The 15,422-nt window shown below is 71.2% G+C and carries 12 protein-coding genes; 9 read left to right on the top strand and 3 right to left on the bottom strand.

The genetic code is table 11. From position 1 onward, the window contains the following. Positions 1–57: 57 nt before the first annotated feature. Genes IEX22_RS10270 through IEX22_RS10260 form a run of 3 tightly spaced genes read left to right on the top strand, consistent with a single transcriptional unit; the run spans position 58 to position 3,289 of the window. Positions 58–1,530 (top strand): glycoside-pentoside-hexuronide (GPH):cation symporter, encoded by a 1,473-nt coding sequence (locus IEX22_RS10270; RefSeq protein ID WP_188668307.1) that lies wholly within the window; start codon positions 58–60, stop codon positions 1,528–1,530. After that, positions 1,527–2,756, top strand: coding sequence for a D-mannonate dehydratase ManD (gene manD, locus IEX22_RS10265; protein WP_188668306.1), 1,230 nt, complete (start codon positions 1,527–1,529; stop codon positions 2,754–2,756). Before IEX22_RS10270 ends, manD begins: the two co-directional genes overlap by 4 nt. Continuing rightward, complete coding sequence (locus IEX22_RS10260; RefSeq protein WP_229659938.1) at positions 2,753–3,289, top strand: gluconokinase; 537 nt, start codon at positions 2,753–2,755, stop codon at positions 3,287–3,289. The genes manD and IEX22_RS10260 overlap by 4 nt, the downstream gene beginning before the upstream one ends. 67 nt (positions 3,290–3,356) lie before the next feature. On the opposite strand, the gene IEX22_RS10255 is transcribed toward IEX22_RS10260, so the two are convergent. Further along, entirely contained in the window at positions 3,357–4,742 is a 1,386-nt protein-coding gene (locus IEX22_RS10255; protein WP_229659937.1) for an MFS transporter, read from the bottom strand. Positions 4,743–4,889: 147 nt separating this feature from the next. Between IEX22_RS10255 and IEX22_RS10250 the strand changes: the two genes are divergently transcribed. Then, positions 4,890–5,594 (top strand): hypothetical protein, encoded by a 705-nt coding sequence (locus IEX22_RS10250; protein WP_188668304.1) that lies wholly within the window; start codon positions 4,890–4,892, stop codon positions 5,592–5,594. 9 nt (positions 5,595–5,603) lie between these two features. Here IEX22_RS10250 and IEX22_RS10245 read toward each other — a convergent pair whose 3' ends face one another. Next, positions 5,604–6,506, bottom strand: a complete 903-nt coding sequence (locus tag IEX22_RS10245; protein ID WP_188668303.1) for a hypothetical protein — start codon at positions 6,504–6,506, stop codon at positions 5,604–5,606. Positions 6,507–6,780: 274 nt separating this feature from the next. Between IEX22_RS10245 and IEX22_RS10240 the strand changes: the two genes are divergently transcribed. From IEX22_RS10240 to IEX22_RS10225, 4 genes are all read left to right on the top strand, one after another. Further along, positions 6,781–8,487, top strand: coding sequence for an HNH endonuclease signature motif containing protein (locus tag IEX22_RS10240; RefSeq protein WP_188668302.1), 1,707 nt, complete (start codon positions 6,781–6,783; stop codon positions 8,485–8,487). Between the two features lie 111 nt (positions 8,488–8,598). Further along, positions 8,599–10,230 (top strand): bifunctional phosphoribosylaminoimidazolecarboxamide formyltransferase/IMP cyclohydrolase, encoded by a 1,632-nt coding sequence (gene purH / locus IEX22_RS10235; RefSeq protein WP_188668301.1) that lies wholly within the window; start codon positions 8,599–8,601, stop codon positions 10,228–10,230. Between the two features lie 107 nt (positions 10,231–10,337). Continuing rightward, positions 10,338–12,560 carry an NADP-dependent isocitrate dehydrogenase gene (locus IEX22_RS10230; protein WP_188668300.1) on the top strand — a complete coding sequence of 741 codons (2,223 nt, stop codon included), beginning with the start codon at positions 10,338–10,340 and terminating at the stop codon, positions 12,558–12,560. A gap of 71 nt (positions 12,561–12,631) precedes the next feature. Beyond that, positions 12,632–13,255 carry a histidine phosphatase family protein gene (locus IEX22_RS10225; RefSeq protein ID WP_188668299.1) on the top strand — a complete coding sequence of 208 codons (624 nt, stop codon included), beginning with the start codon at positions 12,632–12,634 and terminating at the stop codon, positions 13,253–13,255. A 71-nt stretch (positions 13,256–13,326) separates the two neighbouring features. On the opposite strand, the gene IEX22_RS10220 is transcribed toward IEX22_RS10225, so the two are convergent. Further along, entirely contained in the window at positions 13,327–13,797 is a 471-nt protein-coding gene (locus IEX22_RS10220; RefSeq protein WP_188668298.1) for an Hsp20/alpha crystallin family protein, read from the bottom strand. 299 nt (positions 13,798–14,096) lie between these two features. Here IEX22_RS10220 and IEX22_RS10215 point away from each other — a divergent pair, with 299 nt between their 5' ends. After that, entirely contained in the window at positions 14,097–15,323 is a 1,227-nt protein-coding gene (locus IEX22_RS10215; RefSeq protein ID WP_229659936.1) for a branched-chain amino acid ABC transporter substrate-binding protein, read from the top strand. Positions 15,324–15,422 lie beyond the last annotated feature (99 nt).

Here is a 15,422-nt window from a genome sequence, read left to right as displayed (position 1 = left end):
CCACGACCGACCAGTGTCCCGCCGCGACGGGACGCCCACGCACCGCGAAGGAGTTCCATGTCATCGGTGAGCAGCCCGGCGATCCGCACCGCGGGAGCGATGCCACGACTGCGGTGGCGCAGCGTCGTCGGCTACGGCTTCGGGGACGCCGGCTGCAACGTCGCGTTCCAGATGACCGGCCTCTTCCTGCTGGTCTTCTACACGGACGTCGTCGGCATCGAACCGGCGCACGCCGGCAACATCTTCCTGTTCGTCAAGATCTGGGACGCGTTCGCCGACCTCGTCGCCGGCCGGATCGTCGACCGCACGATGACCCGCTGGGGCAAGTTCCGGCCGTTCCTGCTCTGGTACTCGGTGCCGCTGCTCGCGGCCAACCTGCTGTGCTTCTGGATCCCGGTCGACGGCTACGGGGCCAGACTGGCGTGGGCCACCGTCTCCTACGCCCTGCTCGGATTGCTGTACTCGATGGTCAACATCCCCTACGGCTCCCTCGCCGGGGCCATGAGCCAGCACCCCGTCGACCGGTCCCGGCTCGCCTCGGCGCGCATGGTCGGGTCCGGCGTGACCATCCTGCTCCTCTCCATCGTCCTGGCCCCCCAGCTGAAGAGCTCGGACGACCTGGCCACGACGTTCGCGCTGACCGCGGTCGCGTTCCTCGTCGTCGGCGCCGCGATGTTCGCCACCACGTTCTTCACCTCCCGCGAGACGGTGGTGCGCGACGTGGACCGCGTGTCCCTGCGCCAGACCCTGCACACGCTGCGGGCCAACGGGCCGCTGCTGCGGCTGTGCGTCTCCTCGTTCTTCTACCTCACCGCCCAGAACGTGGTCTCCGCGATCAGTGTCTACGTCGCCAACGACGTCCTCGCGCGCTATCCCGGCGGCGGCAACTGGCTCGCCACCGTCGTCATCATCATCACCACCGGCGCGGTCATCTACGTCGGCCCGATCGGGCCGATGGTCACCCGCCTGCTCGGCAAGCGGCGCGGCTTCGTGCTCGCCGGCCTGGGCTCCGTGGTCGGCGGCCTGCTGTTCGCCGCCAGCAACTCGCTGTGGCACAGCCTGCCGCTGAGCCTGCTCGGCCTGTTCCTCGTCGGCTTCGGCATGGGACTGCTGAACACCATGACGTGGGCGATGGAAGCCGATACCGTCGAGTTCGGGGAGTTCCGCACCGGCCTGCGCACGGAGGGAGCGACCTACGCGGCGTTCTCCTTCACCCGCAAGGTGGGCCAGGCCGTCGGCGCGGCGCTCGCGTCCTACATCCTGGCCCTGGTGGCCTACGACGGCACCCGCGCCGAGCAGGACCCGGCCGTCGCCGACGGGATCGCCCTGTGGGCGGGCCTGCTGCCGGCGGCCATCTTCCTGATCGCGGTGGGCGTGATGGCCACCTACCCCCTGACCGAGAAGCGATTCGCCCAGCTGATGACCGTGATCGTGCGCCGGCGCGTGCACCGCGTCGCCGACGACTTCGCCCCGCCCCGCTCGGGCGACCGACCCGCACCCGCCCCCATCGAAGAAGGAGACCGACCATGAAGATCGTCGCGGCCGACGTCATCATCACCAGCCCGACCCGCAACTTCGTCACCCTGAAGGTGACGACGGACGAGGGGGTGACCGGCCTGGGGGATGCCACCCTGAACGGCCGCGAGCTCTCCGTCGCCGCGTACCTGAAGGAGCACGTCGTCCCGCTGCTGCTGAACCGGGACCCGGCGAACATCGAGGACACCTGGCAGTTCCTCTACCGCTCCGGCTACTGGCGGCGCGGGCCGGTCACCATGGCCGCGATCGCCGCGGTCGACATGGCGCTGTGGGACATCAAGGGCAAGGTCGCCGGGATGCCCGTCTACCAGCTGCTCGGCGGCGCCTCCCGGCGCGGCCTGTCCACCTACGGCCACGCCTCCGGCCGGGACCTGCCGGAGCTGTTCGACTCGATCCGGCACGAGAAGGAGCACGGGTTCTCCGCGATCCGCGTGCAGACCTCGGTGCCCGGCATCAAGGCCCTCTACGGCGTGGCCGCGCAGGCGCAGGCCTCCGGCGAGCGGTACGACTACGAGCCGGCCCAGCGCACCGCCCTGCCGGTCGAGGAGGACTGGGACACCCGCGCGTACCTGCGGCACATCCCCGGCGTGTTCGAGGCCGTGCGCAACGAGTTCGGCCCGGACCTGGCCCTGCTGCACGACGGCCACCACCGGATGACGCCGCTGCAGGCCGCGAAGCTCGGGAAGGACCTGGAGCCGTACGACCTGTTCTGGCTCGAGGACTGCACGCCCGCGGAGAACCAGGACGCCCTGCGCCTGGTGCGCCAGCACACCACGACGCCGCTGGCCATCGGCGAGGTCTTCAACACCATCTACGACATCAAGGACCTGATCAGCGAACAGCTGATCGACTACGTCCGGTGCGCGTCGACCCACTTCGGCGGCATCTCGCCGCTGAAGAAGGTGATGGACTTCGCCGCCGTCTACCAGGTCAAGTCCGGGTTCCACGGCCCGACCGACGTCTCCCCGGTGGGCCTGGCCGCGCAGATGCACGTCGGCATGGCGATCCACAACTTCGGGCTGCAGGAGTACATGGAGCACTCCGAGAAGACGAACAGTGTCTTCGAGCAGTCGCTGACCTTCGTCGAGGGCCTGCTGCACCCGGGCGACAAGCCGGGGCTCGGCGTCGAGCTGAACGAGGAGGAGGCCGCGAAGTACGCGTACCAGCCGGCCTACCTGCCCTACAACCGGCTGGCCGACGGCACGGTGCACGACTGGTGAGCGACGCCGCCGGCCACGCCTCCTCGTCGGCCCCGCTGGTCGTGGTGATGGGGGTGTCGGGGTCCGGGAAGACGACCATCGGCGCCCTGATCGCCGATGAGCTCGGGGTCCCGTTCGTCGACGGCGACGGGCTGCACCCGATCGAGAACGTGCGCAAGATGGCCGCGGGGACGCCGCTGACCGACGAGGACCGCTGGCCGTGGCTGCGCCGCGTGGGGGAGCACCTGGCCTCCGCCGGCACGTCCGGGCAGGGGCTCGTCGTCGCCTGCTCGGCACTGAAGCGGGCCTACCGCGACACCATCCTGGCCGAGGCGCCGGGCACGGTGTACGTGCACCTGGCCGGCACCGTGGAGGTGCTGCAGGAGCGGATGGAGGGCCGCAGCGACCACTTCATGCCGCCCAGCCTGCTGCGCTCCCAGCTGGCGACGCTCGAGCCGCTGGCCCCGGGGGAGCCCGGGTTCGTGCTCGACATCGCGCAGCCGGTGGACGGTCTCGTGCGGCAGGCGGTCGCGGGCATCCGCGCTCGCGACTGAGCCCGCCTCTCACGACGCACGACGGCGGCCCCGGGAATCTCCGCGATTCCCGGGGCCGCCGTCGTGCTCAGTGCTCGAGCGTCGCCAGTTCCCGGCCGCGGGTCTCCGGGGCCCACACCGCCATGATGACGACGGCGACCACGACGAGGGCCCCGGTGACGGCGAACGTCAGCGGTAGCCCGAGGACCGGCCACAGCAGCGATCCGAAGATCAGCGGCACCAGGCCCGCGCCGACCCGCGACGCCGTCGACGCCCAGCCGAAGCCCGACCCGCGCAGCTGCGTCGGGTACAGCTCGGAGACGTAGGTGTAGAGCACCGGGATGGCGACCTGGACGACGAAGCCGAAGAAGAGCAGCGTCGCGTTCGCGGCCAGCGGCGCCTCGGCGTCCAGGAACAGGGCGAACACCACGAGGCTCACGGCCGAGAGGGGGCCGGCGACCGCGAGCAGCCACTTGCGGCCGAGCCGCTCGACGAGGGCGGCGGCGACGAGGGCGCCGACCAGGCCGATCGCCGTCATGCCCGCCGTGCGCAGGAAGGCGCTGGACTCCGGGTAGCCGGCCTTGACCAGGATCGACGGCATCCAGGTGAGGGCGCCGTAGTAGACGAGCAGGATCGTCACGAAGAGGCTCCACGCCGTCAGGGTGATCTTCCAGTCGAACCGCCACAGCAGCCCGACCTGCTTCGTGAGGGAGCCGATGGCCAGTTTCGGCGCCTCCTCCGGGTCGGGCAGCCGCCACGGGCCCACGGTGGCGCCGGTGCGGGCGATCAGGTCGTCGATGACGCGCTTCGCCTCGTCGCGCCGCCCCTTGCCGACCAGGAACAACGGTGACTCCGGCACGCCGGTGCGCACCCAGAAGACGAGCAGGGCCGGGATGATCATCACGAGCATCAACGGGCGCCAGTCGGCGAACGCGGCCACCAGGGCGGCGGAGACGACGCCGCACAGGGTGGCGCCGATCGGCCACCAACCGTCCATCGCCGTCAGGACCCGGCCGCGCTGCCGGCGCGGGGTGAACTCGCCGACGAGGGCGTAGTCGACGGGGATGCACCCGCCGAGACCGAAACCGGCGACGAACCGGAACACGCAGAACCAGAGCAGGTCGGGGGAGAGGGCCCCGAGGAGCGTGAACACCGAGAAGATGAGCAGGGTCAGGGTGAAGGCGCGCTTGCGGCCCACCGCGTCGGCGATCCCGCCCCACGCGAACGCGCCGACGGCCATGCCGATGAGGTTGGCGGTGCCGACCCAGGCGGCCTGGCCGGCGGTGAGGTGCCACTCGGTGGAGAGCAGCGGGATGAGGAAGCCGTTGAGGGTGACGTCCCAGGCGTCGAACATGAAGCCGAGGCCGCCGATGAGGAAGATCTTCCCCTGCACGCCCCAGCGCCAGGGCAGGTCCTGGACGACGGCGTCACCCGCGGGAAGCGGAGCATTCTGGGTATGGAGAGAACTGGTCACGGTGGACCTCTTTCCTGGCGTGATTCCCGCGACGAGCGGGCGACCTCCGACCGGGATAGCATGCTGCGTCACCACGGGGCGCCGGAAGTGGACATCACTGTAGCGCATGTCCGCGTGTCCGGCGTCACCTGAGGCTACGATCCGGTCATGACCGACGACGTGGGGGACGCCGATCGGCCGGCCTCACCCTCAGCCCAGCAGCCGTCCCGACAACGGGCCGGCCGACGCCCCCTTCCGTGGCCCCGGCTGGTCACCGCACTGGTGGGCCTCGGTCTGCTCGTCGCCGGGATCGTGACGATGGTGGTGACGAACGCCGGCGCGATCACCGGCGCCGGTCCGGCTCGCTATGCCGAGTACACGGTGTCGGACGAGCCCGCCGTCCTCTACTCCGGTTCGTACGAGTCGCTGCAGCCCGGTGACTGGGTGCCGGGGTCCGGACCAGCCGATCTGGTGGGACCGCTGCTGATCCTCGCGGGCGCCGTCGTCCTGGTGTTCACGGTCGGCTGGGCACTGGCGCAGCATGCCGTCGCAGCGAAGGCGCGACCCGTGCGGGAACTGCTCGCCGGCGCAGGGATCGCCGTCGTGCTCGTCGTCGCCGGCTTCGCCGTCGGGTTGATGGCGGCTCCGCAACGCTCGTTCGGGTGGTTCGCCTACGCGCCCCTGTCGGACGAGTACTTCGCCCCGGCCGTGCCGGACGCATCGGTCCTGTTCTCCCTTGCCCTGGTCACGGCCGGCCTCGGCGTCCTCGTCGTGACGGCCGGCTGGTGGTTCGGCTGGATCGTCGGGACCGGCGCCGGACGACGTCAGCCCCGCCGGTCCTGGACTCCCGGGCCCGACGCCGGCATCGCCTGAGCCGCTGCGTCAGCCGTTGACGTGGTCGGCGAACGCGCCGAGGTCGTCCTCGGGGTGGACGACGAGTGCCTCCAGCGTTTCCGACTGCGCGACCGCGGCGATCGCCTCGGCCGTGCCGCCGACCAGGGTGCTGTCGAAATCGATCTCGCTGCCGATGCACCAGGCCCGGTCCGCCGGCCACACCAGCGCTGGCATCGGGCCGTCGCCACTCGTCCACCCGATCCCGGCTCGCTCCGGCCAGGTCGGGTCGGCCAGCTCGTCCACCGTGGTCGCCAGTAGCACGTACTCACGGTTCGGCAGCTCGAGCAGGCCCCGCTGACGGTGGACGGCGTCGAAGACCTCGGGAGAGACGGCCCCATTTCGCTCGCGGTACCACGCCTCCTCGGCGCGACGCTCTTCGGAGCGTGACGAGTCCGGCGGGAAGAACATGACACTGCGCCCACCGACGTTGAATTCGCCCCATCCGGACCAGATGGCAACGGTCAGGTCGTCCGGCGTCGTCGTCGGCAGCAGGCGGACCAGGGCGGCGAGCTGTTCCGGCGGCAGGTGGCCGTCGCGCGTCTGGCCGAGGCTGCGGCCGTCGGGCAGGGTCGCGAAACCGTCGGCGTTCCCGGTGATAGCCGCCCACTGGGCCGTGGCGTGCATCGTCGTCCCGAGCGCCTCGGCCGTCCGCGCCCAGGTCCACTGTTCCTCGGCATGCCGTGGCTCGTCCGCCCGATCCTCGGGCAGCCCGGGGATCGGCGGCATCGCGGCGAGCTCGTCCGGGTCGGTGATCAGCCGCGAGACCGGCACCGGGTGGAACACCCGGGCGTACCGCTCGTAGCCGTCCGGCACGGCCACCGTCACCGTCGAGCCCCAGTGCGTCCGCTCGCCGATCCAGGCCCCGCGCGCGACGTCGTCGGTCCACTCCATGCGCCCAGCGTCCCACGTCGGGTGGGTGTCCGGGGGTGCTCTTCGGTGTCGCGAGTTCCGTCGGTGGCGGGTGGTTGAGTCAGGTCATGGAGACGATGGGGGCATCACGGTGCGGACGGTCTCGGCCCGGTGGCCCTGGCAGTTGCGGTGTCGGGCGGCCTCCCATGCTGCCGGGGCGCCGGCTCACCGAGGGCGTCGAGCGCGTTATCCCCAGGTCGTTGCCGGAATCATCGAACGGGCGAGTTCCGTCGGTGGCGGGTGGTTGAGTCAGGTCATGGAGACGCCGACGGTCGCACCGCAGGGGATCGAGTCGATGACCGACCCGGCGATGCTTCCCGGCCTCGACCGGGTCGGCGTCGCACCGGTCGGTCCGGCGATCACCGGCGCTGTCCCGTCCGGCCCGTCGTGGGAGCCCGCCGGGGCATGGCGCCTGATCGCCGCCACCGGTGACGGCGCGGACCTGGAGGCCGCCGTCGGCGCGCTCGAGCAGGTGCGCCGCGTGGAGGCGTGGTTGACGTGGCACAAACACCGGCTGGTGCTGGACGTGGTGCGGGCGTCGCGGGATCGGCAGACCCGGTGGGTCGATTCGCACCCCGCCTTCGACGACGCGGAGGGCGGCATCCCGGGATACGTGCAGGCGGGTCCACGCGGCCTCTCCCGACGCGAGCGGTTGGCGGTGGGTGAACGATCGGGGGTCGCGGAGGCAGCGGCCGTGCTGCGGGTGGGGGAGGAAGCCGTGCACGGGTTGCTGCGCCGGGCGGAGGCGCTGACGGGTCTGCTGCCCGCCACGGTGGAGGCGATGGCGTCGGGAGAGATCACGGGCTCAGCCGGGTCTTTGGTCGCCGGGGAAGTACGGGAGTACGCGGACCTGCTCGCCTCCACCGGCACCGACGAGGCGACGGTCCGCGCGCTGGAGGATGCTGTGGCGATGACGGAGGCGGACCTGCTGTCGGGTGCTCGCGCGGGCCGGTCGACGGGCTGGTTGCGCGATCGTGCGGTGAAGGTCCGCGAACGCTGCCACCCGAGCACATTCGAGCAGCGGCATGCGGCAGCCGTCGCGGAGCGGTGCGTGCGGGTGAGCCGGCTGCCGGACGGGATGGCCCGGTTGTCGGCGGTGCTGCCGGCCGCGGTGGCCCACCGCATCGACGGTCGCTTGAGTCGTCTCGCGCGGGAGGTGACGGGGGAGGGCCGCGAACACCATGGCGGCGACGCCCCTCGGCGGACGGTCGCGCAGCTGCGCGCCGACGTCCTCGCCGACCTGCTCGGCGGGCTGGACGGTTCCACCCTGGACGCCGGGTTCGCGGTCGCGGCCCGCAGTCGCGGGTCGTCGTGCCGTGACGGCGATCCGCCGCCCCCGGCGGTGCTGCTGACTCTTCCGGCGGAGACCGTGCTCGGCGGCGCCGATCCCGGGTGGATCAGCGGGTTCGGGCCGATCGCTGCCGAGGACGCGCGTCGACTCGCCCTACTGGCCACCTCCGTCTCGCTGGCGGTCACCGCGGCTGGGTCGAACGGTCGGCTCGGTGGTCCGCCCGGGCCCGGTGGCGACCCGCCCTGGCCGCCCTGGCCACCGCCCGTGGTGGTGCCGGTGGTGGTGACCGGGGAGCGGCAGTACCGGGTGCCGGCAGCGTTGCGCCGGGCGCTGGTGGTTCGCGACGGGACGTGCCGGTTCCCGGGGTGTCGTCGGTCGGCGATGCGATGCGACGTCGACCATGTGGTCGCGTGGGCCGACGGCGGTTCCACGGTGCCGGAGAACCTGGCCCACCTGTGCCGGAAGCACCACGTCCTCAAGCACCACTCCGCCTGGACCGTCAGGAGCGAGGGCGGACCGGACGCGACGAGGGACACGACGCCGAGGGCCGCCATGTCCGGACGTGCCGACCCCGATGCCGGCTCGCTCTTACCGGACGCGAGCGTGCTGGCGTGGACCTCGCCGGCGGGGCGCCGGTACCTGAGTCCAGCCGATGACCCGGCACCGTTCTGACCGGCACCGTTCTGACCCGGCCGGCCACCCGTCGTCATCGACGTGCCGCCACCCGGGCCCCGTGCCTAAGCTGAGGGAGAACCCGCTCCCGACCGACTGGAGTCCACTCCCGTGAGCCTGCAGCAGCTCGATCGCGTCCCCCTCCACCGCGCCCTCATCTCGGTCTACGACAAGACCGGGCTGCCCGAACTGGCCGTGGGCCTGCACGCCGCGGGCGTCAGCATCGTCTCGACGGGGTCGACCGCGAAGGCCATCGCCGCGGCCGGTGTTCCCGTCACCGAGGTCGCCGACGTCACCGGCTTCCCCGAGACCCTCGACGGGCGGGTCAAGACCCTGCACCCCCGCGTGCACGCCGGGATCCTCGCGGACCGCCGTCGCCCCGAGCACGTCGCCCAGCTGCACGAGCTGGAGGTCGAGCCGTTCGACCTGGTGATCGTCAACCTGTACCCCTTCGTCGACACCGTCGCCTCGGGCGCCGAGGCGGACGAGATCGTCGAGCAGATCGACATCGGCGGCCCCTCGATGGTGCGCGCCGCGGCGAAGAACCACGCCAGCGTCGCCGTCGTCGTCGATCCCAGCACCTACCCCGACGTGGTGCGCGCCGCGGAGGCCGGCGGGTTCGACCTGGCCGCGCGCCGTCGCCTCGCCGCCCGCGCCTTCGCCCACACCGCGAGCTACGACAATGCGGTCGCCACCTGGACCGCCGGGCAGTTCCTCGACGAGGACGAGAACGGGGCCGTCAGCTGGCCCGCCTACGCCGGCCTCGCCCTGGAGCGCTCCGAGGTGCTGCGCTACGGGGAGAACCCGCACCAGCAGGCGGCCCTCTACGCCGACAAGGCCGCCCCGGCCGGTATCGCCCAGGCGGACCAGCTGCACGGCAAGGCGATGAGCTACAACAACTTCGTCGACGCCGACGCCGCCCTGCGTGCCGCCTTCGACTTCGACGAGCCGGCCGTGGCCATCATCAAGCACGCCAACCCGTGCGGCATCGCCGTCGGCAGCCCCGATGCCGAGGACCCCATCGCCGACGCCCACCGCAAGGCCCACGCCTGCGACCCCGTCTCCGCCTACGGCGGCGTCGTCGCCGCCAACCGGGTCGTCACCGCCGGCATGGCCACCACGCTGAAGGACGTCTTCACCGAGGTCGTCATCGCGCCCGGATTCGAGCCCGAGGCGCTGACGGTCCTGACGGCGAAGAAGAACATCCGCCTCCTAGCCCTGCCCGAGGGCTTCGGTCGGTACCCGGCCGAGATCCGGCAGGTCTCCGGCGGCGTGCTCGTCCAGGTGACCGACCGGCTCGACGCCGACGGCGACGATCCCGCCACCTGGACCCTGGTCGCAGGGGAGCCGGCCGACGAGGCCACCCTCGCCGACCTCGCCTTCGCGTGGCGCGCCTGCCGGTCGGCGAAGTCCAACGCCATCCTGCTCGCCCGCGACGGCGCCAGCATCGGCGTCGGCATGGGCCAGGTCAACCGGGTCGACTCCTGCCGGCTCGCCGTCGAGCGCGCCCGGGAGCTGGCCCCCCAGGGGCCGGACGGCGTCCGCGTCGACCGCGTGACCGGATCGGTGGGCGCCTCCGACGCGTTCTTCCCCTTCGCCGACGGCGCGCAGATCCTGTTCGACGCCGGTGTGCGCGCCGTGGTCCAGCCGGGCGGGTCCATCCGCGACGACGAGGTGATCGCCGCCGCGAACGCGGCCGGCGTGACCATGTACGTCACCGGCGCCCGCCATTTCTTCCACTGAGGTCCACCGAGGTCCACCGATCCGTCCCGCCGCCGAGCCGGTCGGGTAGCATCGAACAGGCTGGCGAGCCAGCCGTCCGCCCACCGTCGCGAGGGAGATGCCCATCCATGTCCACGATCATCTACACCCACACGGACGAGGCGCCCATGCTGGCCACTCACTCGTTCCTGCCGATCATCGAGGCCTTCGCCTCCACGGTGGGGGTGGACGTGGAGACGCGGGACATCTCGCTGTCCGGTCGCATCATCGCCGCCTTCGGTGACCACCTGACCGAGGACCAGCGCACGGCCGACGCCCTCGCCGAACTCGGCGAGCTGGCGAAGACGCCCGAGGCCAACATCATCAAGCTGCCGAACATCAGCGCCTCGGTGCCGCAGCTGAAGGCCGCCATCGCCGAGCTGCACAGCCAGGGCTTCGCGGTCCCCGGCTACCCGGACGAGCCGGCCTCCGACGAGGAACGGGAGATCCGCGCCCGGTACGACAAGATCAAGGGTTCCGCGGTCAACCCCGTGCTGCGCGAGGGCAACTCCGACCGGCGCGCGCCGGCCTCGGTGAAGAACTACGCCCGGAAGAATCCGCACCGGATGGGTGCCTGGACCGCCGAATCGAAGACCAACGTCGCCACCATGGGCGGGGACGACTTCCGCTCCAACGAGCAGTCGGTCGTCATGGACGAGGCCGACACCCTGTCCATCGTGTTCGTCGCCGCCGACGGCACCGAGCGCGTGCTCAAGGAGGTGCCCGTCCTCGCCGGTGAGGTGATCGACGGCACCGTGATGCGCGCCGCCGCGCTCGATCGGTTCCTGGCCGCCCAGGTGCAGCGCGCCAAGGACGAGGGCGTGCTGTTCTCGGTCCACTTGAAGGCCACGATGATGAAGGTCTCGGACCCCATCCTGTTCGGGCACACCGTGCGCGCCTACTTCGCCGAGCTGTTCGAGACCTACGGTGACGACCTGGCCGCCGCCGGGCTGAGCGCCAACAACGGGCTCGCCGCGATCCTCTCCGGCCTCGACGACCTGCCCGACGACGTCAAGGAGGGCGTCGAGGCCCTCATCCAGAAGGGCCTCGAGGAGGGGCCACGGCTGGCCATGGTCGACTCGGACCGCGGCATCACCAACCTGCACGTCCCGTCCGACGTGATCGTCGACGCCTCGATGCCGGCCATGATCCGCACCTCCGGCCACATGTGGGGACCGGACGGCGAGGAGGCGGACACCCTCGCGGTGCTGCCCGACAGCTCCTACTCCGGCATCTACCAGGCCGTCATCGACGACTGCCGCGCGAACGGTGCGTTCGACCCGGTCACCATGGGCACCGTGCCGAACGTCGGCCTGATGGCCCAGGCCGCCGAGGAGTACGGCAGCCACGACAAGACGTTCGAGATCACCGAGCCCGGCGCCGTCAAGGTCGTGGACACCGCCGGCACCGCGCTGCTCCAGCACGCCGTCGAGCCCGGGGACGTGTGGCGCGCCTGCCAGACCAAGGACGTGCCGATCCAGGACTGGGTCAAGCTCGCCGTCACCCGCGCCCGCGCCTCGCAGACGCCGGCCGTGTTCTGGCTCGACGAGACCCGCGCCCACGACGCCAACCTGATCGCCAAGGTGAAGCAGTACCTGGCCGACCACGACACCGAGGGCCTGCAGCTGGAGATCCTCGACCCGGTCGAGGCCACCGCGTTCACGCTGCGCCGGCTCCGCGCCGGTGAGGACACCATCTCGGTGACCGGCAACGTGCTGCGCGACTACCTGACCGACCTGTTCCCCATCCTCGAACTGGGCACCAGCGCGAAGATGCTCTCGATCGTGCCGCTGATCAACGGCGGCGGCCTGTTCGAGACCGGTGCGGGCGGTTCCGCCCCGAAGCACGTGCAGCAGCTGCTCAAGGAGAACCACCTGCGCTGGGACAGCCTCGGCGAGTTCCTGGCCCTGGCCGTCAGCTTCGAGCACCTCGCCACGACCACCGGCAACGCGCGGGCCCAGGTCCTCGCCGACACCCTGGACCGGGCCACCGGCACGTTCCTGCTGGAGAACAAGTCCCCGAGCCGGAAGGTCGGGGAGCTGGACAACCGCGGCAGCCACTTCTACCTCGCGCTCTACTGGGCGCAGGAACTGGCGCAGCAGAACGACGACGCGGAGCTGAGCGCCGCGTTCGCGGACGTCGCCGCGCAGCTGAAGGAGAACGAGCAGGTCATCGCCAAGGAACTGCTCGCGGTGCAGGGCTCCCCGGTGGACCTGGGCGGGTACTACCGGCCCAGCGAGGAGAAGGCCTTCACCGTGATGCGGCCCTCCGCCACCCTGAACGGCATCCTCGACGCCCTGACGCGGCGCTGACCGTCTCCCGGTCCCGGCACCCGGCGGGCCCCGTCCCTCGTGGACGGGGCCCGCTGGCGTAGCGTGAGGCCGTGACCACCTTCTCCCTCGTGCGGCACGGCCGCACCTCCTGGCAGGACGAGAGCCGCTACGCCGGCGTCTCCGACATCGCGCTGACCGCGACCGGGAGGGCCCAGGCGGACGCCCTGGCGGCGTGGGCCGTCGAGCGGCCAGGCGGCGAGGCCTTCACTGCTGTCCGGTCCTCGACCCTGCGACGGGCGGTGGACACCGCGAGCCCCGCCGCCGAGGCCCTGGGACTCACCCTGGCCACCGACGCCCGGCTCGGCGAGGTGGACTTCGGTGCGGGGGAGGGCCTGACCCGGGTGGAGATGGACGAGCGGTTCCCCGAGGCCAGCGCCGCCCATTTCGCGCACCCGGGGGTGATCCCGCTGCCCGGCGGCGAGCCGGGGGCGACGGCGATCGCGCGCGGGTCCGACGCCCTGCGTGAGCTCGAGAGCGCCCACCCGGACGGGCACGTGCTCGTCGTCAGCCACGGCACGCTGATCCGGCTGCTGCTGTGCGCCCTGCTCTGGATCGACATCGACCGCTACCGCACCGTCTTCCCCGAGATCCGCAACGGGTCCGTCACGACGGTGCGGATCTCGGGCCACCGGGCCGAACTGCTCGACCTGAACGTGGTGCCCCCGGCGGGGTGACCCCGACGCGCCAGCGCCGCCACCGACGAGGTCGGCAGCGGCGCTGTGCGGGTGGGGGCGTGGTGATGGCCTCAGTCGGCCTCGGTCACCTCGTCGGCGGACGAGCCGCCGTCCTGGTCGAGCTGGCCGACCACCGTCTCACCGTCGCCGGTGCTCACCTGGATCTTGCGGGGCCGGGCGCGCGGGCTGACCGGGATGTCGACCGTGAGCACGCCGTTCTCGTAGCGGGCGGTGATGTTCTCGATGTCGATGCCCTGCCCCAGGTTGAGCTGGCGCAGGAACGACTGGGACTGGCGCTCGTGCGCGATCCACTTGACGTCCTCCACGGCGGGCACCTGCCGTTCGGCGCGAATGGTCAGCAGCTGACCGTCGACGTCGATGTCGACGCTCCGCGGGTCGATGCCCGGCAGGTCGGCGTGCAGCACGTAGCGGTTGCCCTCGCGGTACAGGTCCATCGGCATCCGGCTCGGGCTCTGCCGCCCGGCGAACAGTGAGGTGGCGACGCGATCCAGTTCCCGGAAGGGGTCGTAGTTCGTCGGCATGATCTCTCTCCTTGGCCTTTCTTCACCTGGTTGAGTCGATTTGACTCAACTATTGAGGAGGTTAGCACTCAGGTCGAAGCCCTGCCAAGACCCTCGTGCGGTGACGCGCAAGGACTCCCGCCGGGGTGTGGGCGACGCAACACCCGTCATTCGCCACGCAACATCACGGAAATGTGACCTTCACCACCGCGTCCGCATTTTGTGTGTAGTCTCAACCACACATATCGGGTGCAGCCACCGTTCGGAACGGCTGCCGATTCGTCGTGAGAGGCGGAATCACCATGGCGTCGAGGAAGACCTTGACCACACTGGCTGCGGGGGCAGCCATCGCGATGGCCCTGGCCAGCTGCGCCAACCCGGGTGCCGGAAGCGGGGGCGCTTCCGGTGGGTCCAGTGACGCGGGCGGCAGCGGGCGGGTCAACCTGCCCGCCATCAGCTCCATCGACACCCCGAAGGACGCCGTGCTGCCGAAGGGCGACGGCAAGGCGACCTGTGACGCCTCCACGACGCTGGCGTACGTGGGCGCCCAGACGGGTCCCAACGCCCAGCTCGGCGTGAACATCTACAACGGCGTGCAGCTGGCGATCAACGAGCACAACGCCGCCAACCCGAACTGCCAGGTGCAGTTCAAGAAGTTCGACACCGAGGGCGATCCCAACAAGGCCACCGGCCCGGTCACCCAGGCCGTCAGCGAGAACAACATCGTCGGCGTCGTCGGCCTGCCGTTCTCCGGTGAGTCGAAGGCCACCGGCAACATCTTCGAGCAGAAGGGCCTCGTGCACATCACGCCGGCCGCCACCAACCCGACGCTGACCACCAACGGCTGGAAGACCTTCTTCCGGGGCCTGGGCAACGACGCGGTGCAGGGCCCGGCGGCGGCCGAGTTCCTCAAGACCAAGCTGGAGGCCAAGAAGGTCTACGTGGTCCAGGACGACTCGGACTACGGCATCGGCCTGGGCGAGTCGACCTCGAAGGCCCTCGGCGACGCCGTCGCCGGCACCGACAAGGTGACCACCGGCCAGAAGGACTTCTCGGCCGTGATCTCCAAGATCGTCAACGCCAAGCCGGACGCCGTGTTCTACTCGGGCTACTACGCCGAGGGTGCCCCGTTCCAGCAGCAGCTGGCCGGCAAGGGCTACACCGGTGTGTTCCTCGGCCCGGACGGGCTGAAGGACGACCAGTTCATCAAGCAGGCCGGTGACGCGTCCGACGGCGCCTACTTCACCTGCCCCTGCATCCCGGGCGAGCTGATCTCCAGCTTCTCCGACGGATACAAGAAGGTCAGCAACGGCGCCGAGCCGGGCACCTACTCCATCGAGGGCTACGACGCGGCCACCGTGCTGCTCGCCGGCATCGACGGCGGCAAGAACACCCGCCCGGCCCTGCTGGACTGGGTGAAGACCTACGACAAGGACGGCCTGTCCAAGCACTACCAGTGGGACGACAAGGGCGAGCTGGCCAAGCCGGACGTCTACGGCTACAAGGTCGAGGGCGGCAAGATCGTCCCGGTCGGCAAGATCGGCTGACACCCGTGTTCGTGGTGCCGCGGGGCAGCGCTCGGCGCTGACCCCGCGGCACCGCTGCGTGCGGACCGTTGTCCCGCTGCCCGTTCCCGTCCGCCTCAA

Source organism: Tersicoccus solisilvae, from assembly GCF_014643255.1.
Taxonomy (GTDB): domain Bacteria; phylum Actinomycetota; class Actinomycetes; order Actinomycetales; family Micrococcaceae; genus Tersicoccus; species Tersicoccus solisilvae.
This window is presented reverse-complemented; position numbering and strand designations above follow the sequence as displayed.

Excerpts from the sequence above, each read along its gene's own strand:
- IEX22_RS10270 (WP_188668307.1), top strand. The coding sequence starts at position 58 with ATGTCATCGGTGAGCAGCCCGGCGATCCGCACCGCGGGAGCGATGCCA.
- manD (WP_188668306.1), top strand. The coding sequence starts at position 1,527 with ATGAAGATCGTCGCGGCCGACGTCATCATCACCAGCCCGACCCGCAAC.
- IEX22_RS10250 (WP_188668304.1), top strand. The coding sequence starts at position 4,890 with ATGACCGACGACGTGGGGGACGCCGATCGGCCGGCCTCACCCTCAGCC.
- IEX22_RS10245 (WP_188668303.1), bottom strand. The coding sequence starts at position 6,506 with ATGGAGTGGACCGACGACGTCGCGCGCGGGGCCTGGATCGGCGAGCGG.
- IEX22_RS10240 (WP_188668302.1), top strand. The coding sequence starts at position 6,781 with ATGGAGACGCCGACGGTCGCACCGCAGGGGATCGAGTCGATGACCGAC.
- IEX22_RS10230 (WP_188668300.1), top strand. The coding sequence starts at position 10,338 with ATGTCCACGATCATCTACACCCACACGGACGAGGCGCCCATGCTGGCC.
- IEX22_RS10220 (WP_188668298.1), bottom strand. The coding sequence starts at position 13,797 with ATGCCGACGAACTACGACCCCTTCCGGGAACTGGATCGCGTCGCCACC.